The organism is Paracoccus rhizosphaerae (assembly GCF_026162645.1).
Taxonomy (GTDB): Bacteria; Pseudomonadota; Alphaproteobacteria; order Rhodobacterales; family Rhodobacteraceae; genus Paracoccus; species Paracoccus rhizosphaerae.
On the sequence record NZ_JAOTBE010000007.1, the window covers coordinates 62,645 to 85,515 of the forward strand.

General features: G+C 67.8%; 21 protein-coding genes. 6 read left to right on the top strand and 15 right to left on the bottom strand.

The window, feature by feature from the left end:
• The first annotated feature begins 45 nt into the window (after positions 1–45).
• The 6 genes from OC184_RS04755 (at position 46) to OC184_RS04780 (ending at position 5,089) form a co-directional block, all read left to right on the top strand.
• Positions 46–1,176: a carboxylate-amine ligase gene (locus OC184_RS04755; protein ID WP_265506046.1), complete on the top strand. Its 1,131-nt coding sequence runs from the start codon at positions 46–48 to the stop codon at positions 1,174–1,176.
• Between the two features lie 81 nt (positions 1,177–1,257).
• A complete protein-coding gene (locus OC184_RS04760; protein ID WP_265506047.1) occupies positions 1,258–2,403 on the top strand; it encodes an acyl-CoA dehydrogenase family protein in 1,146 nt (381 codons plus the stop codon).
• A 1-nt stretch (position 2,404) separates the two neighbouring features.
• A complete protein-coding gene (locus tag OC184_RS04765) occupies positions 2,405–3,403 on the top strand; it encodes an enoyl-CoA hydratase/isomerase family protein (RefSeq protein ID WP_265506048.1) in 999 nt (332 codons plus the stop codon).
• Positions 3,400–4,269 carry a 3-hydroxyisobutyrate dehydrogenase gene (gene mmsB, locus OC184_RS04770; protein WP_265506049.1) on the top strand — a complete coding sequence of 290 codons (870 nt, stop codon included), beginning with the start codon at positions 3,400–3,402 and terminating at the stop codon, positions 4,267–4,269. Before OC184_RS04765 ends, mmsB begins: the two co-directional genes overlap by 4 nt.
• 255 nt (positions 4,270–4,524) lie before the next feature.
• Positions 4,525–4,677 carry a hypothetical protein gene (locus OC184_RS04775; protein WP_265506050.1) on the top strand — a complete coding sequence of 51 codons (153 nt, stop codon included), beginning with the start codon at positions 4,525–4,527 and terminating at the stop codon, positions 4,675–4,677.
• Positions 4,678–4,753: 76 nt separating this feature from the next.
• Positions 4,754–5,089 carry a hypothetical protein gene (locus OC184_RS04780; RefSeq protein ID WP_265506051.1) on the top strand — a complete coding sequence of 112 codons (336 nt, stop codon included), beginning with the start codon at positions 4,754–4,756 and terminating at the stop codon, positions 5,087–5,089.
• Here OC184_RS04780 and recN read toward each other — a convergent pair.
• The 15 genes from recN to OC184_RS04855 all read right to left on the bottom strand — a co-directional run bounded on the left by recN (position 5,086) and on the right by OC184_RS04855 (position 22,856).
• Positions 5,086–6,732 carry a DNA repair protein RecN gene (gene recN / locus OC184_RS04785; RefSeq protein ID WP_265506052.1) on the bottom strand — a complete coding sequence of 549 codons (1,647 nt, stop codon included), beginning with the start codon at positions 6,730–6,732 and terminating at the stop codon, positions 5,086–5,088. The two genes, OC184_RS04780 and recN, sit on opposite strands and share 4 nt — an antisense overlap.
• Before the next feature lie 37 nt (positions 6,733–6,769).
• The gene (locus OC184_RS04790; protein ID WP_265506053.1) at positions 6,770–7,618 is read right to left on the bottom strand and encodes an outer membrane protein assembly factor BamD; all 849 of its coding nucleotides are present in this window, start codon (positions 7,616–7,618) and stop codon (positions 6,770–6,772) included.
• 138 nt (positions 7,619–7,756) lie between these two features.
• A complete protein-coding gene (gene lpxC, locus OC184_RS04795) occupies positions 7,757–8,698 on the bottom strand; it encodes a UDP-3-O-acyl-N-acetylglucosamine deacetylase (protein WP_265506054.1) in 942 nt (313 codons plus the stop codon).
• 228 nt (positions 8,699–8,926) lie between these two features.
• Positions 8,927–10,510 (bottom strand): cell division protein FtsZ, encoded by a 1,584-nt coding sequence (gene ftsZ, locus OC184_RS04800; RefSeq protein WP_265506055.1) that lies wholly within the window; start codon positions 10,508–10,510, stop codon positions 8,927–8,929.
• A 220-nt stretch (positions 10,511–10,730) separates the two neighbouring features.
• Entirely contained in the window at positions 10,731–12,065 is a 1,335-nt protein-coding gene (gene ftsA, locus OC184_RS04805) for a cell division protein FtsA (RefSeq protein WP_265506056.1), read from the bottom strand.
• A gap of 12 nt (positions 12,066–12,077) precedes the next feature.
• A complete protein-coding gene (locus OC184_RS04810; protein WP_265506057.1) occupies positions 12,078–13,016 on the bottom strand; it encodes a cell division protein FtsQ/DivIB in 939 nt (312 codons plus the stop codon).
• Entirely contained in the window at positions 13,004–13,939 is a 936-nt protein-coding gene (locus OC184_RS04815) for a D-alanine--D-alanine ligase (protein ID WP_265506058.1), read from the bottom strand. The genes OC184_RS04810 and OC184_RS04815 overlap by 13 nt, the downstream gene beginning before the upstream one ends.
• Before the next feature lie 136 nt (positions 13,940–14,075).
• Positions 14,076–15,008 carry a UDP-N-acetylmuramate dehydrogenase gene (gene murB / locus OC184_RS04820; RefSeq protein ID WP_265506059.1) on the bottom strand — a complete coding sequence of 311 codons (933 nt, stop codon included), beginning with the start codon at positions 15,006–15,008 and terminating at the stop codon, positions 14,076–14,078.
• Positions 15,009–15,053: 45 nt separating this feature from the next.
• Positions 15,054–15,401 carry a hypothetical protein gene (locus OC184_RS04825; RefSeq protein WP_265506060.1) on the bottom strand — a complete coding sequence of 116 codons (348 nt, stop codon included), beginning with the start codon at positions 15,399–15,401 and terminating at the stop codon, positions 15,054–15,056.
• Positions 15,398–15,685 (bottom strand): DUF2484 family protein, encoded by a 288-nt coding sequence (locus tag OC184_RS04830; RefSeq protein ID WP_265506061.1) that lies wholly within the window; start codon positions 15,683–15,685, stop codon positions 15,398–15,400. The genes OC184_RS04825 and OC184_RS04830 overlap by 4 nt, the downstream gene beginning before the upstream one ends.
• Positions 15,682–17,109: a UDP-N-acetylmuramate--L-alanine ligase gene (murC, locus tag OC184_RS04835; RefSeq protein ID WP_265506062.1), complete on the bottom strand. Its 1,428-nt coding sequence runs from the start codon at positions 17,107–17,109 to the stop codon at positions 15,682–15,684. The genes OC184_RS04830 and murC overlap by 4 nt, the downstream gene beginning before the upstream one ends.
• Complete coding sequence (locus OC184_RS04840) at positions 17,106–18,191, bottom strand: UDP-N-acetylglucosamine--N-acetylmuramyl-(pentapeptide) pyrophosphoryl-undecaprenol N-acetylglucosamine transferase (protein WP_265506063.1); 1,086 nt, start codon at positions 18,189–18,191, stop codon at positions 17,106–17,108. Before OC184_RS04840 ends, murC begins: the two co-directional genes overlap by 4 nt.
• Positions 18,191–19,354: a putative lipid II flippase FtsW gene (ftsW, locus tag OC184_RS04845; protein ID WP_265506064.1), complete on the bottom strand. Its 1,164-nt coding sequence runs from the start codon at positions 19,352–19,354 to the stop codon at positions 18,191–18,193. Before ftsW ends, OC184_RS04840 begins: the two co-directional genes overlap by 1 nt.
• A gap of 156 nt (positions 19,355–19,510) precedes the next feature.
• Positions 19,511–20,254, bottom strand: coding sequence for a cytochrome c biogenesis CcdA family protein (locus OC184_RS04850; protein WP_265506065.1), 744 nt, complete (start codon positions 20,252–20,254; stop codon positions 19,511–19,513).
• A 118-nt stretch (positions 20,255–20,372) separates the two neighbouring features.
• Positions 20,373–22,856 (bottom strand): Rne/Rng family ribonuclease, encoded by a 2,484-nt coding sequence (locus tag OC184_RS04855; protein ID WP_265506066.1) that lies wholly within the window; start codon positions 22,854–22,856, stop codon positions 20,373–20,375.
• Positions 22,857–22,871 lie beyond the last annotated feature (15 nt).

The following is a 22,871-nucleotide window of genomic DNA, read 5'->3' on the forward strand; positions in this document are numbered from 1 at the left end:
CGCGGGACGCAACAGCGCCCGTTCAGGTCTTTCCAAGGGACCGCCATGAGCACAGAGCCTGACTTCACCCTGGGCATCGAGGAGGAATACCTCCTCGTCGATGCCGAGACCTGCGATCTTGCCACAGCGCCCAAGGCGCTGATGGATGCCTGCAAGGCCGATCTGGGCGACCAGGTCAGCCCCGAGTTCCTGCGCTGCCAGATCGAGATCGGCACGCCTGTCTCCGCCGACATCCGGCAGGCCCGCGACCACCTGCGCCACCTGCGCACCACCGTCGCCCGGCACGCGGCCGATCACGGGCTGGCGCCGATCTCGGCGTCCTGCCACCCCTTCGCCGACTGGCGCGACCAGGACCATACCGACAAGGACCGCTACAACCAGTTGTCGCGCGACATGGGTGGCGTGGCGCGGCGTATGCTGATCTGCGGGATGCATGTCCATATCGGCATCCCCGATCCCTCGCAGCGCATCGACCTGATGGGGCAGCTGAGCTATTTCCTGCCGCATCTGCTGGCGCTTTCGGCCTCCAGCCCCTTCTGGCTGGGGCAGGACACGGGGCTGGCCTCCTACCGCACGACGGTCTTCGGTGACATGCCCCGCACGGGCCTGCCGCCCGCCTTCGGAAGCTGGCCTGAATACGAACGCTCGATCACCGCCCTGACCGATCTGGGCATCATCGAGGACAGTTCGAAGATCTGGTGGGACCTACGCCCATCCTCCAAGTTCCCGACGCTGGAAACCCGGATCTGCGACGCCTGCCCCCGCGCCGACGACGCCGTGACCTTGGCCGCATTGATCCAGGCGACGCTGCGGATGCTCTGGCGCCTGTCGCGCCGGAACCAGCGCTGGCGGCAATACGACGCCTTCCTGATCGGCGAAAACCGCTGGCGCGCCGCCCGCTATGGCATGGCCGAGGGGCTGATCGACTTCGGTGCCGGCGCCGTCCTGCCCTTCGACCGCATCGCCGAGGACTGGCTGGCGCTGATCGCCGAGGATGCCGACGCGCTGGACAGCCAGCCCGCCGTTGCCCGCCTGCGCGACATGGTGGCGCGCGGCACCTCGGCAGATGCCCAACGCGCCGTGGCCGCCCGCGCCCGCGCCGCCGGCGCGACCGAGGACGAGGCCCTTCGCGCCGTGACCCGCCACCTGATCGAGGAGTTTCGCCAAGATCTTTGACGGTGCAGCTTGCAATACTGCTGCAACATCTGCCAATTAAACAACCGTTCAATTCACGCAAATCCGGGGAGGGGATGACGCATGGATTTCGCACTGACCGAGGAACAGCAGGCCATCTTCGACATGGCCCGCGATTTCGGCCAAGCCCGCATCGCGCCCCATGCGCGAACGTGGGAAGCCGACGGCACCATCCCCCGCGACCTCTGGCCCGAGGTGGCCGAACTGGGCCTCGGCGGCATCTTCGTGTCCGAGGATCATGGCGGAACCGGCCTCACACGGCTTGACGGGACCTTGGTCTTCGAGGCGCTGTCCATGGCCTGCCCCTCGGTCGCGTCCTTCCTGTCGATCCACAACATGTGCGGCGGGATGATCGACAAGTTCGGATCGGCCGAGGACAAGGACCGCTGGCTGCCAGACCTGTGCGCCATGCGGAAGATCTTCAGCTATTGCCTGACCGAACCTGGCAGCGGATCTGACGCGGCCGCGCTGCGCACCCGCGCCGAACGCGACGATCAGGGCTGGCGGCTGAACGGCACCAAGGCCTTCATCTCGGGCGGCGGCTATTCCGACGCCTATATCGCCATGGTCCGCACCGGCGGCGACGGTCCCAAGGGCATCAGCACCGTCATCGTCGAGGACGGCACCCCTGGCCTGACCTTCGGCGCGCTGGAAGAGAAGATGGGCTGGCGGTCCCAGCCCACCGCACAGGTGCAGTTCGACGACTGCGTCGTTCCGGCCGCCAACCTCCTGGGCGAGGAAGGCCGCGGCTTTTCCTATGCCATGGCCGGGCTTGACGGTGGCCGGCTGAACATCGCCGCCGCGGCCCTTGGCGGAGCGCAGGCCGCGCTGGACGCGACGCTGGCCTACATGGGCGACCGCAAGGCCTTCGGCCAATCGCTGGACCAGTTCCAGGCCCTGCAGTTCCGCCTGGCCGAGATGGAGACCGCGCTGCAGTCCAGCCGCATCTTCCTGCGTCAGGCGGCGTGGAGGCTGGATCAGGGTTCGCCCGACGCCGGCAAGTTCTGCGCCATGGCCAAGCTGCATGTCACCGACCGCGCCTTCGATGTCGCCAACCAGTGCCTGCAGTTGCACGGCGGTTACGGCTATCTGGCCGATTACGGCATCGAGAAGATCGTGCGCGACCTGCGCGTCCACCAGATCCTGGAGGGCACGAACGAGATCATGCGCCTGATCGTCAGCCGCGCCCTGCTGGCCGAACGGAGGTAGAATGGACGACCTGAACATCCGCAAGACCGGCCGCGCCGGCCGCATCACCTTCACCCGCCCCAAGGCGCTCAATGCGCTCAGCCACCCGATGGCGCTGGCGATCCAGAAGGCCTTGGACAGCTGGCGCGACGACCCGGACGTCGCGCTGGTCATCATCGACGCCGAGGGCGACCGCGCCTTTTGCGCAGGAGGCGACATCGCGGCGGTCTATCACGCCGGTCGGGCGGGCGATCACAAGGTCGGGCGAGAGTTCTTCCGCGACGAATACCGTATGAACGCCACCATCGCGGATTATCCCAAGCCGATCGTGGCCTTCATGCAGGGCTTCGTCATGGGCGGCGGCGTGGGCGTCGGCGGCCATGCAAGCCACCGCATCGTCAGCGACACTACCCGCATCGCGATGCCCGAAAGCGGCATCGGCCTGATCCCCGACGTGGGCGGAACCTGGCTTCTATCCCGCGCGCCGGGCCGGATTGGAGAGTATCTGGCCTTGACCGGCGCGCGGATGGGCCCCGGCGATGCGTTGCACGCCGGTTTCGCCGACCTCTACATCCCCGAGACGGAATGGCCCGCCCTGATGGACGAAGTGCAGCGCACGGGCGACACCGCTTGCCTGTCGGGCCACCCTGCCCCGGCCTCGGCGCTGGCCGACCAGGACCTGTCGGCCTTCGGCGGACACGACCCGGCGCAGATCATGCAATCGCTGCCCGATGGCGACGATCTGGCGACGCTGCAGCGCAACTCGCCCTTGTCGATGGCGGCGGGTCTGGCGATGGTGCGCGCGGCGCGCGGCGACCGCCGCATCCAGCAGTCGCTGGCGCGAGAGTATCGCTTCACCGCCCGCGCCACGGCTGAGAGCGATTTCTTGGAAGGGGTCCGCGCGCAGATCATCGACAAGGATCGCAGCCCCAATTGGACGGCCGCGGCGACCGACGACAAGGTGCGGGCCATGCTGGCGCCGCTGCCGGATGACGACCTGGGTTGGGAGGAAACGGAATGAAGATCGGGTTCATCGGACTGGGCAACATGGGTGCGCCCATGGCAAGCAACCTAGCAAAAGCCGGACATCAGGTGACGGGTTTTGACACCGCCGCGCCCGAGCCGGAGGGGGTAAGCCCCGCAACCTCGGCCGCCGAGGCGGCGCGCGATGCTGACGTGGTCATCACCATGCTCCCGAACGGCCAGATCCTGCGCGCCGTGGCCGACCAGGTCATTCCGGCGATGCGGGCGGGCGCAATCCTCTGCGACTGCTCGACCGTCGATGTGGACAGCGCCCGCGCCGTCGCCGAGGCGGCGATTGCGGCGGAACTGGGCGCGCTGGATGCCCCCGTCTCGGGCGGGATCGGCGGCGCTCAGGCCGGGACGCTGACCTTCATGGTCGGCGGTCGGTCCAAGGATTTCGCGACGGTCGAGCCGCTCTTCGAGATCATGGGCCAGAAGGCCGTCCATTGCGGCGAGAGCGGCGCGGGCCAGGCCGCGAAGATCTGCAACAACATGATCCTGGGCGTGACCATGATCGCCACCTGCGAGGCCTTCGCCATGGCCGACAAGCTGGGTCTGGATCGGCAGAAGATGTTCGATGTCGTCTCGACCAGTTCGGGATACAGCTGGACGATGAACGCCTATTGCCCGGCGCCGGGGATCGGTCCGCAAAGCCCGGCCGACAATGACTATCGCCCCGGCTTTGCCGCCGAACTGATGCTGAAGGACCTGAACCTGGCCCAGCAGGCGGCCGGATCGGCGGGCGCGGATACGCCCATGGGGTCGCTGGCCCGCAATCTTTACGAGGAGTTCGTCGAGCGCGAAGACGGACGCGGACGTGACTTTTCTGCCATGCTGCCCAGGTTTGTGCAGCGGAACGGCTGAAGCCCGTCCTTTCCGCCAGCTTGTCAGGGAACCCTTAAACCGGCATGTGGTTCATGGGTTCAGGATGCAGACTTGACGGAGCAGCGCTGATGCGTTTGCCGCGACTTTTGACAGCGGTCTCACTGGCCTTCGCGGCGCTGGCGGCCTTTATGGCCACGATCCTGCATGAGCCGCTGCTGCCCCATCCTGCGCAAGCGCGGGAAAGCACCATCGCCGCCGCGCCGATCATCGGTGACGTCCCCCCGACAGGAGCTGGTGACGCCGATCGCGGTGCCCGGGACCTATGGCCTGGGTCTCAGCCCCGTGGGACACCGCTATGCCATCGTCGGGGGCTATCTGGTGCGGATCGACGACCGGTCGGGGAAGATCCTTTCGGTCCTGCGACATCTGCCGCAGATGCAACACTGATCTGCCAACGAACTCTGTCGCGGAACTGTCGTGTCAGAGCCGTGTTGACCAAGATGACAGGGAAAGGAACGACATGATGCCACTGCACCCTCTCTCCGCCGCGGTGGTCGGGGGTATGGTCGGTGTCGCGGCCTTTTTTGCCCCCGAACCGCCCAAAGGCCGCTATCCGGACCATCTGTCGGCCGCGACCTGCGGCCCGCGCTGCCTGACGCGCCAGGATGCAATTGTCACCGTCGGCGACATTGCCGCCGAGCATCAGGTCCACATGATCACGCGCCCCGGCCGTTACGGGCTGTCGTCGCCGCCCGCGGGGGACGCCTATGCCGTCGTTGCCGGTCATATCGTGCGCCTGGACCCCACCACCATGCGCATCGAATCGGTGCTGCGGCCGGTTCCGCAGATCCTCGATTAGCCGTCCAGAAGCGCCCGGGCGGCTTCGGTCGCAGCCCCGGTGACGCGGTCGCCGGACAGCATCCTCGCGATCTCGGCCACGCGGTCGCTGTCGGAGAGCCGCGCCACCGTCGATGTCGTCATCCCGTCCGACACGGATTTCGACACCCGGAAATGAACCTCGCCCAGAGCGGCGACCTGCGGCGAATGGGTGATCACCAGGACCTGCGCATCAGCCGCCAGCGTCTGCAGGCGTCGTCCTACCGCGTCGGCCGTCGCGCCGCCGACGCCCCGGTCAATCTCATCAAAGATCATCACCAGCGCATCGTTCCCACGCGCAAGACACACCTTGAGCGCCAGCAGGAACCTCGACAGCTCACCCCCTGAGGCGATCTTGTCCAGCGGACCGGACGGCGCGCCCGGGTTGGTGGCCACGGTGAAGGCGACCGCATCACCGCCGTCAGGGCCAGCCTCGGCGGGACTGACCCGCGTCTCGAAGACGGCGCGTTCCATCTTCAGCGGCGCAAGTTCCGCCGTGACCGCTAGGTCCAGACGACGGGCGGCCTCTTGCCGCGCCTCGGTCAGGGCCGCCGCCGCGTCGTCATAGGCCGCGGCGGCGGCACGGTCGGCCGCACGCAACGCGCCGATCTCGGCCTCTCCGGCGTCGATCTGGCCCAGCCTCTGGCGCAGGTCCCCGGCCAAATCGGCCAGGTCGTCCGGCAGCACGCCATGCTTGCGGGCCAAGCCGCGCAGCGCGAACAGCCGCTCCTCGGTCGCCTCCAGGGCGGCGGGATCAAAGTCGAGCGCCGAGAGCGTGTCCTCGACCCCCTTCGTCGCCTCGCCCAGCTCGACCAGCGCACGCGACAGGGCCGCCAGCGGCTCCTCCAGCCGGCCCTCGGCCTGCCCGGCCGCGCCTTCGAGCCAGCGCGCCGCATCGACCATGGCGGCCTCGGCCCCGTTGCCGCCCAGCATCTGAAGGGCACGGGCCACGTCGTCACGGATCCGCTCGGCTCCTTGCATGGCGCGGCGAGCCACGTCCAGGCGCTGCTCCTCTCCCGGCTCGGGGCTCAGCTTGTCCAGTTCGGCAACAGCATGGCGCAGAAATTCTTCCTCCTGACGCGCGGCGGCCAGTGCGGCTTCGGCATCGGCCAGCGCGCGCGCCGCCTGGCGCTGGGCGTTCCATGCGGCCCTGACCGGAGACAGGTCCAGTGCGCCGAAGGCATCCAGCAGCGCCCGGTGGCCACGCGGGTTCAAAAGGCCGCGGTCGTCGTGCTGACCATGCAATTCCACCAGCGTCTCGGACAGCTGCCGCAGCACCTCGCCCGACACGCGGCGGTCGTTCACCCAGCCGGTCTTGCGGCCGTCTAGCCCGTTCACGCGCCGCAGGATCAGTTCGTCCTCGTCGATGCTGATCCCAGCCTCACCTAGGACCTCTCGCGCGGGATGGGCGGCGGGCAGGTCGAAGACGGCCTGCACCTCGCCCTGCGACGCCCCCTGGCGGACAAGGTCGGCGCGGCTGCGCCAGCCGAGCACGAAACCCAGGCAATCGAGCAGGATCGACTTGCCAGCGCCAGTCTCTCCGGTCAGGACGTTCAGGCCGGGGCCGAAAGCCAGCTCCAGCCGCTCGATCAGCAGCATGTCGCGGATGTCCAGCGATCTCAGCATGAGGGCGCCCGCAGCGCCGGGGCGCGGCGCTGGTCCATTACAGCCAGCGACCCTCGACCGTCTGGCGATAGACGTCGCCCAGCCAGTTGTCGCCGCGCACCTCGGCCGACAGGCCGCGACCGCGCAGCTGGCGGAAGGCATCTTCGTAGAAGGGCGACGACTGGAAGTTGTAGCCGAGGATCGCGCCAGCCGTCTGCGCCTCGTCCGTCAGCCCAAGTGCCAGATAGGCCTCGACCAGCCGCAGCAGCGCCTCGGGCGTCTGGGTGGTGGTCTGGAACTCCTCGACGACGACGCGGAAGCGGTTGATCGCAGCGGCATAGTGACCACGCTTGAGATAATAGCGGCCGATCTCCATCTCTTTCGCGGCCAGATGGTCGAAGGCTAGGTCGAACTTGAGAATCGAGCTGCGCGCGTATTCGCTATCCGGATACTGCTCGATCACCGTGCGCAGCCCCTGCAGCGCCTGGAAGGTCAGGCCCTGGTCGCGGCCCACGTCATCAATCTGGTCGTAATAGGACAGCGCCAGCAGATACTGCGCGTAGGCGGCATCCTCATCGCCGGGATAGGTGTCAAGAAACCGCTGCGCCGCGGCGCGGGCTTCTTCATAGTTGCCGGCCTTGTGGTTGCCGAATGCCTGCATGATCAGCGCGCGCTTGGCCCATTCGGAATAGGGATAAAGGCGCTCGATCTCGCTGAAATAGAAGACGGCGTCCTCAGGCTTGCGGCTGTTTTCCAGTTCGTATTCGCCGCGGCGATAGATTTCGGCTGCGGTGAACTTGTCCAGATTCTCTCGCTGTGTCCGGTCGCGGTCACCGCCGCAACCGGTCAGGATCAATCCGGCGAGCACCGCAGCCATCACCGAAGCCGAAGTTTTCGCGCCCGCCATCTTCACCCTGCCCCAAGATCCTTGTCGTCCGCAGGACCCGTCAGGGTTCGCTGCCGACATCTGGTAGCACAGAACATCAGGGGGCGCAAAATGGCAATCCGTTGAATTCCGCATGGCTTTGCAGCAGGCGCCTCGGCCTCATTCGGCGGCAAAGGCAACCTGCATCAAGTCCCGCGCCAGGGCGTAATCCGCAACGCCGGCGCCGGGAAGGCGACCCTCAAGCTCGGGGGTGCACTGCTCCCACCGCCAGGCGGTCGGGTCGGCGAACAACGCGCGCAGCAGCCGGTTGGTCATCGCGTGACCGGCGCGATGGCCGGTATAGCGCGCCAGCAGCGGCGCCCCGGCCAGCGCAAGGTCGCCGGTCGCGTCCAGCATCTTGTGGCGAACGGCCTCGTCCGCATGGCGCAGGCCGCCCGGCGACAGGACCTCGGCCCCGTCGAAGACGACGGCGTTCAGGAACGTCCCGCCCAAGGCCAGGCCGTTGCGGCGCATCGCCTCGACATCGGCGGCGCGGCAGAAGGTCCGGCTGTCGGCCAGTTCCCGCAGGAAAGCGCCGTTGGCCATGTCCAGACGCTTCTCCTGATGCCCGATCGCAGCGTCCGTGAAGTCGATCTGGAAGTCGATCTCGAGGTGGTCGGCAGGCGACAGACGCGCGAAGGCTTCCCCTTCACGGACCTCGACCGGACGCAGGACGCGGATGGCGCGCAGGGGGGCCGCCTGGCGGCGGATTCCAGCCTTCAGGATTCCCTCGACAAAGGGTGCCGAGGATCCGTCGAGAATCGGCACCTCGGGTCCGTCGACCGTCACAAGGGCGTTGTGGATGCCGGTTCCCGCCAGCGCGGCCATGACATGTTCGACCGTGGACAGCGTGACGCCGGCGCCATTGTCCATCAGCGTGCACAGCTTCGACGGCTTGACGTGATTCCACAGCGCGGGAATGTCGACGGCAGGCGTCAGATCGGTGCGGCGGAAGACGATGCCGTGGCCGGCCGGTGCCGGATGAAGCGTCAGCACCGCCGCGGCGCCCGAGTGAAGCCCAACGCCCGCGAATGTCATCTTGTCTTTCAGCGTTGCTTGCATGGCGGCGTGTCCCCGACTCTTGTCTGCGGCCCTGTGGGCCTTTCTTGAGAGTGGAGCTAGTCCCGCCTGCACGGGCATTCAATTAACGTTTTGTAACGGCGTGAAACATTCGGCTCGTCAAAGACTGCCAGTGCCGCGTCAGTTGGCGCAACGTCATGAAGACAAAGAAGAAGGGGACCGGCAAAGCCGATCCCCGATGGTCAGAAACGCGCGGTTTCGTGATGGACGTCAGTTGGCCTGGCGGCGCAGGAACGCCGGGATCTCGACATTGTCGCGGGCGTTGTCGGGGCTGGCCAGATCGTCGAAATCGGCGTCCTGCTGGCGGGCGCGAACCGCCACCCGCTCGTTCACGCGCTCCGAGATCGAGGAGGCGGCCGGCTTCTGGCCCGCCGACTGGTCGCTGCCGTGGCCGGCCATCCGCTCGAGCATGCGGCCGAGGCCGCTCATCCGGCTGGTCGCACGGGTATCCTGCGCCGGCTGTTGCGGCTGCGGCTGGGGGGTGCGCTGGTTCTGCCCGTGGTTGTCGACGGCACGCCGCAGGCGGTCCATCACCTCGGGCGTCGGCTGGCCGGGACGGCTGCCCTGCGGCGCGCGGGGCGCCACGAAGGCCGAGGCGTCGTCGTCGATCCGCACCGCCGTCTGGCGCGACTGTTCCTTGGGCTGGTAGGCTGGCTGCGGCATGTCGTCATCGCCACGCGCGGCGGGGGCCGGCGTTTCGGCGGCGGAGGCGACGACGCGGCGCGGCGGCACCTCGTCCTGCACCGCGGGGGCGGCGGCGACCGACGGGTTCTGCGTCAGCGGGGCCGCCATGCTGCGACGGGGCGAGGGAACCTCGGCCGCTGCCGCGGCGGCGTCGATCCCGGTCGCGACGACGGACACGCGGATGGTGCCGTCCATGTCCGGGTCCAGGGTCGAGCCGACGATGATGTTCGCGTCGCTGTCGACCTTGTCGCGGATGACGTTGGCGGCCTCGTCCAGTTCGAACAGTGTCATGTCATAGCCGCCGGTGATGTTGATCAGCACGCCGCGCGCACCGTTCAGGCTGATTTCATCGAGCAGCGGGTTGGCGATGGCACGCTCGGCGGCCTCTTGTGCGCGGTTGTCGCCCGCAGCCTCGCCGGTGCCCATCATTGCCTTGCCCATCTCGTCCATGACGGCGCGGACATCGGCGAAGTCGAGGTTGATCAGACCCGGACGGACCATCAGATCGGTCACGCCCTTGACGCCCTGATAAAGGACATCATCGGCCAGCGCGAAGGCCTCGGTGAAGGTGGTCTTTTCGTTCGCCAGGCGGAACAGGTTCTGGTTCGGGATGATGATCAGAGTGTCCACGACCTTCTGGAGCGCCTCGACGCCCTCCTCGGCCTGGCGCATCCGCTTGGTGCCCTCGAATTGGAAGGGCTTGGTCACGACGCCGACGGTCAGGATGCCCATCTCTCGCGCGGCCTGCGCGATGATCGGGGCCGCGCCGGTGCCGGTGCCGCCGCCCATGCCGGCAGTGATGAAGCACATGTGCGCCCCCATCAGGTGATCTACGATGTCCTCAATCGTCTCTTCGGCGGCCTTGGCGCCGATGGTGGGCTTGGCGCCGGCGCCCAGACCCTCGGTCACCTTCGGGCCCATCTGGATGCGGGCGGTCGCGCGGCTCTGCTGGAGCGCCTGGGCGTCGGTGTTGGCAACCACGAACTCGACACCGTCAAGCTGCTTCTGAATCATGTTGTTGACGGCATTGCCACCGGCACCACCGACACCGAAGACCGTGATGCGGGGCTTCAGTTCTTCTTCGTCATTCATCATCAGGTTGAGGTTCATGGTGTCCGCCTGTTTTCGCTGCTTCGTTACGGGTGCGGCTGCTCGCTCGAATCCCGATATTTATTGCTGATCGTAACCATTCTGCATCACTGCGTCACCCGGAAAACTGAGAAAACGCGCGAAATCTGGCGGTCTGACCAGCGCCTTTCGGCGGTATCTTGCCACATGCTCAGAATATGGTGGGGCAACCCCGACCATGCCATAGCCACTGCCTGTTCGCTCACCAGTTGTTCTTGAACCAGCGATAGGCCCGGCGCAGGCTGCGCGCCGGATAACGGTCTGCAGGCATCTCGAAATCCCACCATTCGTCCTGCGGATGCGCGGCGAACAGGGCCAGCCCGACGGCGCTGGAAAAGCTGGGGTCGGTCAACTGATGCGCCAGCCCGTCGATCCGCAGCGGCCGTCCGCAACGAACGTTGGGACCCAGGATCCGCGCGGCCAGTCCGTCCAGACCCGGGATCTGGCTTCCGCCGCCGGTCAGCACGATCTGCTGGCTGGGCATATAGTCGAAGCCGGCGGCGTCCAGCACCTCGCGCGCGCTCTCCAGGATCTCCTCGACCCGCGGGCGCATGATGCCGATGACGTCGGCGCGGCTGACATGGCGGCGGTCGGCCTCCCATTCGCTGGTGTCCGATCCCACGTCGATCATGTCGTGGTCATCGCGGCCGGTTGCCTCCACCCCGCCGTTCAGCGTCTTCAGCCGCTCGGCCACCGGCAGGCTGACGCGCAGGCCCTGCGCGATGTCCTGCGTGATCAGGTTCCCGCCGATCGGGACGTGATCCGAAAAGATCATGTGCTTCTTGATGAAGACCGACACGCCGGTCCCGCCACCGCCGAAGTCGATGCAGGCCGCGCCCAGTTCCTGCTCGTCCTCGACAAGGCTGGCGCGAGCCGAGGCGTAGGGGGCCGACGCGATGCCCGCCAGTTCAAGGTCGCAGCGGCGGATGCACTGCACCAGGTTGCCGATCACGTCGCCGTCGACGGTCAGAACGTGCATGTCGCAGAAAAGCTTGTTGCCCAGGTGGTCGCGCGGGTCAGCCAGGTTGGTGCGGTTGTCGACGGCGAAGTTCACCGGCTGCGCGTGCAGCACCTCGCGCCCGCGGCCGAAATCCGGCGTCTCGCACGCCGCAAGGACCAAGGCAACGTCGTGTTCCCCCACCTGCCCCGAGGCCAGCGTGATCTCTCCGGCAAGGCCGTAGGATGCGGGCCGCCCGCCGGACAGGCAGGCGATGACGTGGTCGATGCGCACGCCGGCGACCTTCTGCGCGGCCGCAACGACGGTGCGGATGGCGCGCTCGGTCTCGGCCATCGTCTCGATCTCGCCCCGGCGCATGCCCCGCGACCGGGTCGAGGCCGCGCCGATCACCCGGAAGTTCACCTGCCCCGCCATGGGGCCGACGCCGTCCGTTGCGCGGAAGGTGCCGTTGCTGTCCACGCGCAGCACCAGGCAGGCGATCTTCGAGGTGCCGATGTCCAGGATGCCGATCACGCCCCGCTGCAGCGCCGCCCGCCGGATATTCCGCATCGCCCGCTGCGTCTGATACAGTTCGACCATTCGCCCCCTCCCCTAGCCTTCGTTGTCCGGCAGCACGTTGCCGTCCGGCCCCAGCAGGGGCAGCCCGCGCGCTTCGCGGATCGTGTTCCTGGCGTCGATCCCCAGCCGCAGGACCGGCCGCGACGGATCGCGCAGGTCGACCGAGACGATGTCGCGGCCCAGCATGTCCTCGGCCCGGTGCAGCGCGATCGCGGCTTCCAGCGCGACGAGGGCGCCCTTCTCGGGCAGCATGATCCGCTGGCCGAAATCCAGCACCAGGTCCCACCGCCGTTCGCCCCTGCGGACCAGGCCCCGCACCCGCGGCAGGATTGGACCTGCCGCGTCGAACAGCGCCAGCGCCTCCTCGGTGACCAGATCGGCGCCTTCGCCCGAGATCAGCGGCAGTTCCGGGCGCACCTCGCGCGAGGTGACGCTGGCGACGCGGTGGCCGGTGTCGTCCAGGATCTCGATCCCGCGGCTGTGGCGCCAGAGAATGGCGGGCTTGCGCTCGACCACCTGGGCGGACAGGATGCCGCCGGGCTTGATGCGCAGGTCGATGGTCTCGACCGCATCCAATTGCATCACCTGCAGGCGCAGCGCCGCCAGGTCGATATCGAAACTTGAGGCCGGCAGGTCCACCGGCAGCATCGCGCGCAGGGCCTTTTCCACGACCGGAGAGGCCCCCTCGATCGCCATGGTCCGGACTTGGAACTCTTCCCGGCTCTGGACCTTCTGGACGACCGAGTTCAGCCCGTCGCGCAGCAGGGCACGGCGATCCTCGTCCGCCAGCCATAACCCGGCGACCATCGCCAGCACAAAGGCGGGAATGCCCACCCGAAGGATGCGGCGATAAAGCGGCGTCAGCCACATCCGTTCCAGCCGGTATTGCAGCCGCGACGGGGCCGGATCGCGCCTCTGGCGCGGCTGAGGCGTCACCTGCTTGCCGGGACGGTGATCGATCACGACCGGCACAGCGCATCCTCCACCATCCAGCGCATCAGCGCCGGAAAGTCGATGCCCGAATGCGCGGCCTGTTCGGGCGCCAGAGAGGTCGGCGTCATGCCGGGCTGCGTGTTCACCTCGAGGATGATCAGCCCGTCCAGCCCGCGGCTGTCGTCCCACCGGAAATCCGTGCGGGTCAGCCCCGAGCAGCCCAAGGCCCTGTGGGCGCGGCATGCCAGGTCCATGCAGGCCTCGGCGATACCGGGCGGAATGTCCGCGGGAATAACGTGTCGCGATCCGCCGACGCTGTATTTGGCAGCATAGTCGTACCAGCCATCGGTCAGGATCTCGGTCACGCCCAGGGCGCGGTCGCCCATCACCGTCGTTGTCAGCTCGCGCCCGGGCGCATAGGTTTCGACCATGACGCGGGCGGGCATGTCGGCCGACAGCTGCGGCGGCTGATTGGCGCCGTCGTGAACGATATAGACGCCCACCGACGATCCCTCATCGTTGGGCTTGACCACGTAGGGGGGCGGGATCACGTGCCGGCGGCGCACCTCGTCCGCGTCGGCGATCACGCTTTCGACGACCGGAAGACCGGCGCCACGAAATGCGTCCTTCGCCCGGCTCTTGTCCATGGCCAGGGCCGAGGCGAGAACGCCGGAATGGGTATAGGGAATGTCCAGCCAGTCCAAGAGGCCCTGGACGCAGCCGTCTTCGCCCCACCGGCCATGCAGCGCATTGAAGACGACGTCGGGATCAGCCTCGGCCAACCGCCGGACGATCTCATCCCCCCGAGCCTGTCCCAGCTCGATCTCTGTCACCTGATAACCTGCCACCCGCAGCGCAGCCGCGCATTCGCGTCCCGACGACAAAGACACCTCGCGCTCGGCCGAGGGTCCGCCCATCAGAACAGCGACCGAGTGGGCTGTCCTGCTCGACCTGCCCGCCACGATTCCGCCTCTTGTTGCCCGGTTGATCCGGGCTTCGCCTGTCTTGCGCCACCATTCACGGTTGCGTCATGGCTGACACGTTACAGCCAAAGCACAAGGCACAAAAGCGCATTTTCGTTAACAAGAGGTGAATCGCCTAGGGTTCCTCGGCGAAATCGCCGACGCGGACGACCTCCCACTGAAGGTCGTGGCCGCTGTCTTCCAGCACGCGGCGGCGCACCAGCTCGCCCAAGGCCTCAAGCTCGGCCGCGGTGGCGCCGCCGGTGTTCAGAAGGAAGTTCGGATGCTTTTCCGACATCTGCGCCCCGCCCCAGCTGTGGCCGCGCAACCCGGCCCGGTCGATCAGCGACCAGGCCTTGAGGTCGTGCGTGTCGTCCGCCTGCCCGGTCGAACTGAACCCGGCCGGATTGCGGAAGGTCGACCCGGCGCTGCGTTCACGCGTCGGCTGGCTGGCATCGCGCCGCGCCATCTGGTCGACCATCTTGGCATGCAGCGCGTCTGGATCGGCAGGTTCGGCGCGGAACCTCGCCTGGGTGATCACCCACCCGTCAGGGACCTGGGTATGGCGATAGCTGAAGGCCAGGTCCCCTGCCGTCAGCACCACCTCGCGTCCGTCGCGGGTGACCGCCCGCGCGTCGATCAGATGATCGGCGACATAGCTGCCATAGCAACCAGCGTTCATCCGGACCGCGCCGCCAATGCTGCCGGGAATCGTGCGCAGGAAAGTCAGGTCCAGGCCCGCATCGGCGGCGCGGCGCGCGACCTGAGCATCCAGCGCGGCTGCCCCCGCCGTCACGACGCCGTCAGCGATTTCAACCCCGTTGAAAGCGCGGCCCAAGCGGACCACCACGCCGCGGATGCCACCATCCCGCACGATCAGGTTGCTGCCCACGCCCATCGGAAAGACCGGCACCCCGGGATCGAGCGCGGCCAGGAAAGCGGCCAGATCCTCGGCGTCTGCGGGTTGAAACAGCCAGTCGGCAGGGCCGCCGACGCGCAGCCAGGTCAGGCTGTCAAGCGGGCGGTCGGCGGTCAGGGTGCCGCGGGGGGTCGGAAGATCCAGGCTCATGCGCGTGGTCCTAGCCAGCCGCCCCTGTGCCGTCAACCGCAGCCCTCAGATCAGAAAGGTCGCGGCAGTCGATCCCGCCGCCAGCGCCAGCGCGGCGATCGTGATGCCGCCGAGAGGATTCCGCCAGGACAAGCTTCGCCCCTGGAATGCGGCCAGCGCCAGGCCCAGGGCCACGCCGCCCAGTGCGGGAAGGACCGTGAAGGCCTGCGCGACCAGCGCCGCTAGGTCATGGAAACCGTCCCGCCCCTGCGCGGCCAGGAACAGCTGAATGGAAATCGCGGCCAGCAGGCCGGCCAGCACCAGCAGCGGCCAGCGCAGGCGCAGCCGCGCCGCGCCCCAGGCGATGAAGCCCGCGCCGCCCAGGCACAGCGCCGCGATCAGCCAGGGGTTCACGCCGGTCCTTCGCTCTGCGGTCCCGGCGGGGCGACGACCGACACGGCGCGCCGCCGCGCCTGGCGGCCCAGAAGCGCACAAAGTCCCAGCACGAAACCTGCCACGCCGATCCCCGGCCCCCACAGAAGCGTCAGCCAGCCGACCGTTGGCACCCCCAGGACGACCAGCGTCCAGCGCGACCCGGAATGCCAGCGCCGCGGCAGGCTTGGCACCAGCAGCGCCAGGCACAGCCACAGCCCGGTCAGCAGAAGTGCCGCCACCGGCGGCGACGGCAGCGCGATCACGCGGCGCAACCTTGCAGGCGCGCCGGCAACGCATTGGCCCAGGTCGAGATCGTGCCTGCCCCCAGGCAGACCACCATGTCGCCGGGCCGCGCCTGTTCGCGGACCAGACGCTCCAGGTCGTCCTCCGAGAGGATCGCGCGGGCGTGGCGGTGGCCGTGGGCGATCAGCCCGGCGACCAGGTCGTCGCGCGATGCGCCGGGGATCGGGTCCTCTCCGGCGGAATAGACATCGGCGATCGCCACCACGTCGGCCTCGTTGAAGCAGGTGCAGAAGTCGTCGAAAAGGCCTGACAGGCGCGAATAGCGGTGCGGCTGGTGAACCGCGATCACCCGACCGCTGCTGGCCTGCCGCGCAGCCTTCAGCACGGCGGCGATCTCGACCGGGTGGTGGCCGTAGTCGTCGATGATGGTCACGCCTCCTACCTCGCCCACGCGGGTGAAGCGGCGGCCGACGCCGCCGAACTTGGCCAGCGCCTCGCGGATCTCGGACATCTTGATGCCCAGGTGCCGCGCTACGGCCACTGCAGCCAGGCAGTTCGATACGTTGTGGTCGCCCGGCATGGGCAGCGTGCAGCCCTCGATCATGCGGAGGTCGCCGTTCTCAGCCGGTCCCTCGCCCTGCAGGGCGATGTCGAAATGCGCGATGCCGGCTTCATAGCGCAGGTTCATCGCCCGCACGTCGGCCTGGGCGTTGAAGCCGAAGGTCACGACGCGCCGGTCGGTCAGCTTGCCGACCAGGGACTGCACCTCGGGGTGGTCGGTGCAGCAGACGGCCAGGCCATAGAACGGGATGCCTGAGGCGAAGTTGTAGAACCCTTGGCGCAGCGCGTCGAAGCTGCCCCAATGCTCCATATGCTCGGGGTCGATGTTGGTGACGATGGCGATGTCGGCCGGCAGGCGGTTGAAGCTGCCGTCGGATTCGTCGGCCTCGACCACCATCCATTCGCCAGCGCCCGCGCGCGCGTTCGAGCCATAGGCGTGGATCACGCCGCCGTTGATCACCGTCGGGTCCAGCCCGCCGGCGTCCAGAAGGGTCGCCACCATCGTGGTGGTCGTCGTCTTGCCATGGGTGCCCGCGATGGCGATGTTCGACTTCATGCGCATCAGCTCGGCCAGCATCTCGGCGCGGCGGACGACGGGAAGTCCGCGGCGGCGCGCCTCCTCCAGCTCGGGGTTGCCCTTCTTGATCGCGGTCGAGATCACGATGACGCCCGCGCCGTCGATGTTCTCGGCCCGCTGGCCCTCGAAGACGGTGGCGCCCAGGGTCTCCAGCCGGTCGGTGATCTTGGACCGCTTCAGGTCGCTGCCCTGCACGCGATAGCCCAGGGTCAGCAGCACCTCGGCGATGCCGGACATGCCGATCCCGCCGATGCCCACGAAGTGGATCGGGCCCAGCTCTCCGGGCAGTTTCGTCGCTGCGTTCATCGCACAATCTCCTCGACGAGGTCGTAAAGGCGCCGCGCCGCATCGGGGCGGGCGAGGGTCAGCGCGGCTTCGGCCATGGCCGTGGCTTGCGCAGGGTCGGTCAGGATCGCGCGGATGTCGCGCGCAAGGCTGTCGGCGTCAAGCACCGATTCCGGATGGACCAGGGCCGCGCCGGCCTCGGCCAGGGCCTGGGCGTTGGCGGTCTGGTGATCGCCCGTCGCTGCGGCAAAGGGGATCAGGATTGCAGGGCGGCCGATCACAGTGATGTCGGCCAGCGACGAGGCGCCGGACCGGCTGATGACCAGCTGGGATCGGGACAGGCGATCGGGAACGTCGGTGAAGAAGGGCTGTACCTCGGCCTTGATCCCGGCATCGGCATAGGCGCGGGTGACGCGGTCGCCATCCTCGGCCCGTGCCTGATGGCTGACCCGCAGCCGCTGGCGCAGGTCTGCGGGCAGCGCGGCGATCGCTGCGGGCACGACGTCGGACAGCACCCGCGCGCCTTGGCTGCCGCCGATCACCAGAAGGTGCAGCGGGCCTTCGGAAGGCGCGGCATAGGGATGCCCCGAGCGGTCCAGCACCGCCCCGCGCACGGGGTTGCCGGTATGGATGCCCGGCACGTCATCTGGCAGATCCGTAGGCCAGGTGCCGCAGGCGACGCGCTGCACCCGCGTCGCGAAGATCCGGTTGACGCGCCCCATGACACCGTTCTGTTCGTGGATCATCCGCGGCAGGCCCATCGTCCAGGCCGCCGATAGCGCCGGGATGGTGGGATAGCCGCCGAAGCCGATCACCACGGCCGGCCGGTCGCGCCGGAAGGCCCGGCGCGCCGACAGAACGCCCGATCCGATCCGGAACGGCGCGGCCAGCTTGCCCGCCAGCCCCCCGCGCGCGGTCGTGGCCGATGAGACGACCTGCCGCTCGACCGCCTGGGGAAAGCCGCCGGCATAGCGCGCGCCGCGTTCGTCGGTCGACAGCTTCACCCGCCAGCCTTCGGACAGAAGCAGCTCGGCCAGGGCCTGGGCCGGAAACATGTGCCCGCCGGTCCCCCCGGCGGCAATCAGGGCAAGTGGCGCCGACATCAGCGGCCCCGGCGCAGGATTTCGGCAAATTCGCCCTGCGGCCGCGTCCGGGTCAGCGCCAGCAGCATGCCCACCGCGATTCCCGAGGCGATCACGGACGAGCCGCCATAGCTGACGAAGGGCAGCGTCATACCCTTGGCGGGCAGCAGGCGCACGGCGACGCCCATGTTGATCAGCGCCTGCACGCCGAAGGCGCAGGCGAGGCCCGTCCCGGCGATGCGCGCGAAGGGGTCGCGTTCCTTCAGCAGGCGCAGCAGCGACCGGGTGACGATGGTGCCATAGAGAAGGATGATCAGCAGCACCATCACCAGCCCGTATTCCTCGGCCGCGACGGCGATGATGAAGTCGGTATGCGCGTCGGGTAGCGACCACTTCACCTGCCCCTCGCCCACGCCGACGCCGAAGAACCGGCCTTCCTGAATGGCGTTGGTCGCGAAATAGATCTGCGTGTTGGCGTCAATCTCGGATGACAGGAAGCTGTTGATCCTGCGGGCAAAATGCTCGGACATATTATAGGCGAAGAACCCGCCCGCGCCCGCAAGCCCGGCCACGGCGACCATCAGGATCACCGGCGATCCGGCGACGAAATACATCACCAGCCAGGAAAACAGCACCAGCGACGCCTGCCCGAAGTCCGGCTGCAGGGCCAGCAGCAGGACGATGATCATAGCTGCAAAGAAGGAGTAGAGCCTGCCCGGCGGGCCGCCGACCTCTTGGCTGGCGGCCATGAACCAGGCGCAGAGGGCCACGAAGCCGGGCTTGAGGAATTCTGACGGCTGCACCGACACGAAACCAAGTGATAGCCAGCGCGTCGCCCCCTTGCCGAAATCCGTGCCGATGACCGGCAGGGCCAGGATCGCCATGAAGGCGATCACGAAGCCCAAGACGCCAATGCGCCGGATCTGCCGGGGTGACATCATCGAGATGACCAGCATGACGACCAGCGCCATGCCGCCGAACACTGCCTGCCGCTGGACATAGTAGAACCGCGGCAGGTTGTTCTTTTCCGCCAAGGGGACCGAGGCGGCCAGCCCCAGCAGCAAGCCGACCGCGAACAGCCCCACGACACAGGCCAATGCCCATTTGTCCAAGGTTCGCCACCAGCGTGGAAGAATCGGGTCGCCCGCCCGCACGGGCGTCGTGCCGAAGACCATCTCGGTCATGGGAATACCGCCGTCACTGCCTCTGCCTTGCCCGGTTTTCCGGGTCTGGCGCCAAGCATAGCGCGAAAAGCGCCGTCGCGCTACTGTGGAATGGCACGGATCCCGCAGCGATAGGTGAATATTTAAGGGATCCCGCGACCTTGGGTTGCGCCCGGCTCAGCCCAGAAGGGCGAGCCCAGGAAACGCCTCGAGAAGCCAGAAGCTGAAGGCCGAAAACGCCCCGGTCAGAAGCATCACCCCGACGATCACCAGCAGCGCGCCCATGATCCGCTCGATCAGCTTCAGATAGGGCTTGATGCGGTTCATCAGGCCGATGGCGCGGTCGATGAACAGCGCCGCCAGCAGGAACGGGATGCCCAGCCCGAAAGCGTAGAGGGCCAGCAGTGCAGTACCCCGCGACAGCTCCCCTCCGGTGGCCGCCAGCGACAGGATCATCCCCAGCTGCGGCCCAATGCAGGGCGTCCAGCCGAAGGCAAAGGCCAGCCCCAGCACATAGGCGCCAAAGGCCCCGCCGTCCTGGCGGCCGGCATCCACCCGCGCCTCGTGGTCGAGGAAGGGGATGCGAATGACATGCAGAAAGTGCAGGCCCATCACGATGACCATCACACCCGCCACCCGCGCCAGAATGTCCTGATACTGCAGGAACGCCCGCCCTAGCGCCGAGGCCGCAAAGCCCATTACCAGAAAGACCGTCGAGAGGCCCAGGACGAAGAACACTGCCGGCAGCACCGCGCTGCGTTCGCGCGCCTTCAGCCCGCTGACGCCCACGCCGGTCATGTAGGCCAGATAGGGCGGCACGATGGGCAGCACACAGGGGGAGAGGAAGGACAGGATCCCCGCCAGCAGCGCGACGAAGGCGGCGGGCAGAAAGGCGGCGGTGGCGAGTTCGATTCCCAACATGGCGCGCAGCTTAGCGCGATGCGCTGTCGAGGACAGGGGCCAAACCGTCACGCCTTCGTGGGTCGGGCCGGAATCGAAAGGGGCGCTACCTTGGCGTCGCGCCCCGATCGTGACGGCTTCAGCGTCCCGACCACCAGCCGCGGCGCTTGGGACGCTCTGACATGGCGGGCTCGGGCTGGTTCGCCGGCTCGGCCGGCGTCACGACGGCTGCCGGCTGCCGCGCATCGTCTGTGGTCGGCGCGGCTTCTTCAGCCGGCTCCTGCGCAAGGGCTTCGTCCTGCGGCTCGGGCAGCGCGGCCTCTGCAGCCGGCTCGGGCTCGGGCGCCTGGTCCGCCTGCTGCGGTTCGGCCGCGGTCTCGACCAGGGCCTCGGCGACCGCCTCGGCGGTCGGTGCGGCATCAGCGGCCACAAGGCTCAGCTCGGGCAGCGCCTCGGCGCGGCCGTCCTCGGCGGTTTCGGCAAGATCCACGGCATCGGGCAGCGGCTCTGCCCCGACCGGCTTGCGAGAGCGCGAGCGGGACCGCGTCCGACTGCGCGAGCGCCCCGTCGGGGCATCCTCGGCCGGCGCTGCCTCGGCCGGCGTGTCAGCGGCGGCCTCCTCACCTTCGTCACCGGACGCCTCGTCGGCGCTCGATTCCATGTCAGTTTCGGGACGGTCGCCGGACTTCCTCCGCCGCCGGCGCCGACGGCGGCGCGAACGGCCGCCCTCGTCGCTGTCATCCGCCGACGTCGTCGCCTCTTGATCGGGCACATCGCCGTCTGGGGCAGTCTCGGCCGCGGCGGGCGCCTCGTCCTCGACCTCGGTAATGTCCAGATCGTCTTCCTCGTCATCGATGCTGGCCATCAGGTCCGCGTTGACGCCAAGCGGCACCTGAGAGGGTTCGGGCACGACGCGGGTGGCGGTCTTGAACTTCTCGATGGCATAATCAGGCGACACCAGCGCCGGGTCGGCCTCGACCCGGACCGACATGCCATAGCGCAGCTCTATCCCGGCGACATGCTCCCGCTTGGCGTTCATCAGGAAGTTCGCGACGGCGATGGGCGCCTTGACCAGAACCTCGCGGCTCCGCTTGCGGGTGCCTTCCTCCTCGATCGCGCGTAGGATGGTCAGCGCCAGGCTGTCATCGCTGCGGATCAGACCGGTGCCGTGGCAATGCGCGCAGGGCTGGGTGGTCGATTCCAGCATGCCGGGGCGCAGTCGCTGGCGCGACATCTCCATCAGGCCAAAGCCCGAGATGCGGCCGATCTGGATGCGCGCCCGGTCGGATTTCAGCTTGTCCTTGATGCGCTTCTCGACGGCGGCGTTGTTCTTGCGCTCGTCCATGTCGATGAAGTCGATCACGATCAGGCCGGCCAGGTCGCGCAGGCGCAGCTGGCGTGCGACCTCGTCTGCGGCCTCCAGGTTGGTCTTCAGCGCCGTCTCCTCGATCGAGCCCTCCTTGGTGGCCCGGCCCGAGTTCACGTCGATGGCGACCAGCGCCTCGGTCACGCCGATGACGATATAGCCGCCGGATTTCAGCTGCACGACCGGGTTGAACATGCCCGCCAGATAGCTTTCCACTTGGAAGCGCGCGAACAGCGGCATCTGGTCCTGATAATGCACGACGCTTTTTGCATGCGACGGCATGATCATCTTCATGAAGTCCTTGGCCACGCGGTATCCGCGCTCGCCCTCGACCAGGACCTCGTCGATGTCCTTGGAATACAGGTCGCGGATGTTGCGCTTGATCAGGTCGCCTTCCTCGTAGATCGGCGCAGGCGCGATCGATTTGAAGGTCAGATCGCGGATCTGTTCCCACAGGCGCAGCAGGTATTCGTAGTCGCGGCGGATCTCGGTCCGGGTGCGCTGGCTGCCGGCGGTGCGGATGATCAGGCCGGCGCCACGCGGCACGTCCAGCTCGGATGCGATGTCCTTCAGCTTCTTGCGGTCGGCTGCGTTGGTGATCTTGCGGCTGATCCCGCCGCCGCGCGCGGTGTTGGGCATCAGGACGCAATAGCGGCCCGGCAGCGACAGATAGGTGGTCAGCGCGGCGCCCTTGTTGCCGCGTTCCTCCTTGACGACCTGGACCAGCATGATCTGCCGGACCTTGATCACCTCCTGGATCTTGTAGCGGCGGGCGCGCGGCTTGCGGGCCGGACGGACCTCCTCGGCGACGTCCTCCTCGGCGACGGATTCGATCTCGTCGTCCTTGTCGCTGGCATCGGCGGGGCCGTTTTCATCGTCCGACACGGACTCGTCGCCGCTGTCGGCCTCTTCGGCGCGGGGCTTGCGCCGGCGGGCGCTACTCTCCTCCTCGGCCTCCTGGGCCTCGGCATGGGCGCGCTCCTCGGCCATCAGCGCCTCGCGGTCGGCCGCGGGAATCTGGTAATAATCTGGGTGGATTTCCGCGAAGGCCAGGAACCCGTGGCGGTTTCCGCCGTAATCCACGAAGGCCGCCTGAAGCGAGGGTTCGACCCGCGTCACTTTGGCGAGGTAGATGTTCCCCGACAGCTGACGCTTGTTGACGGTCTCGAAATCAAATTCCTCGACCTTGGTTCCATCGACCACGACCACCCGAGTTTCCTCGGCATGGGTGGCGTCGATCAGCATTTTCATTGCCATTGTGTTGTCTTTCGC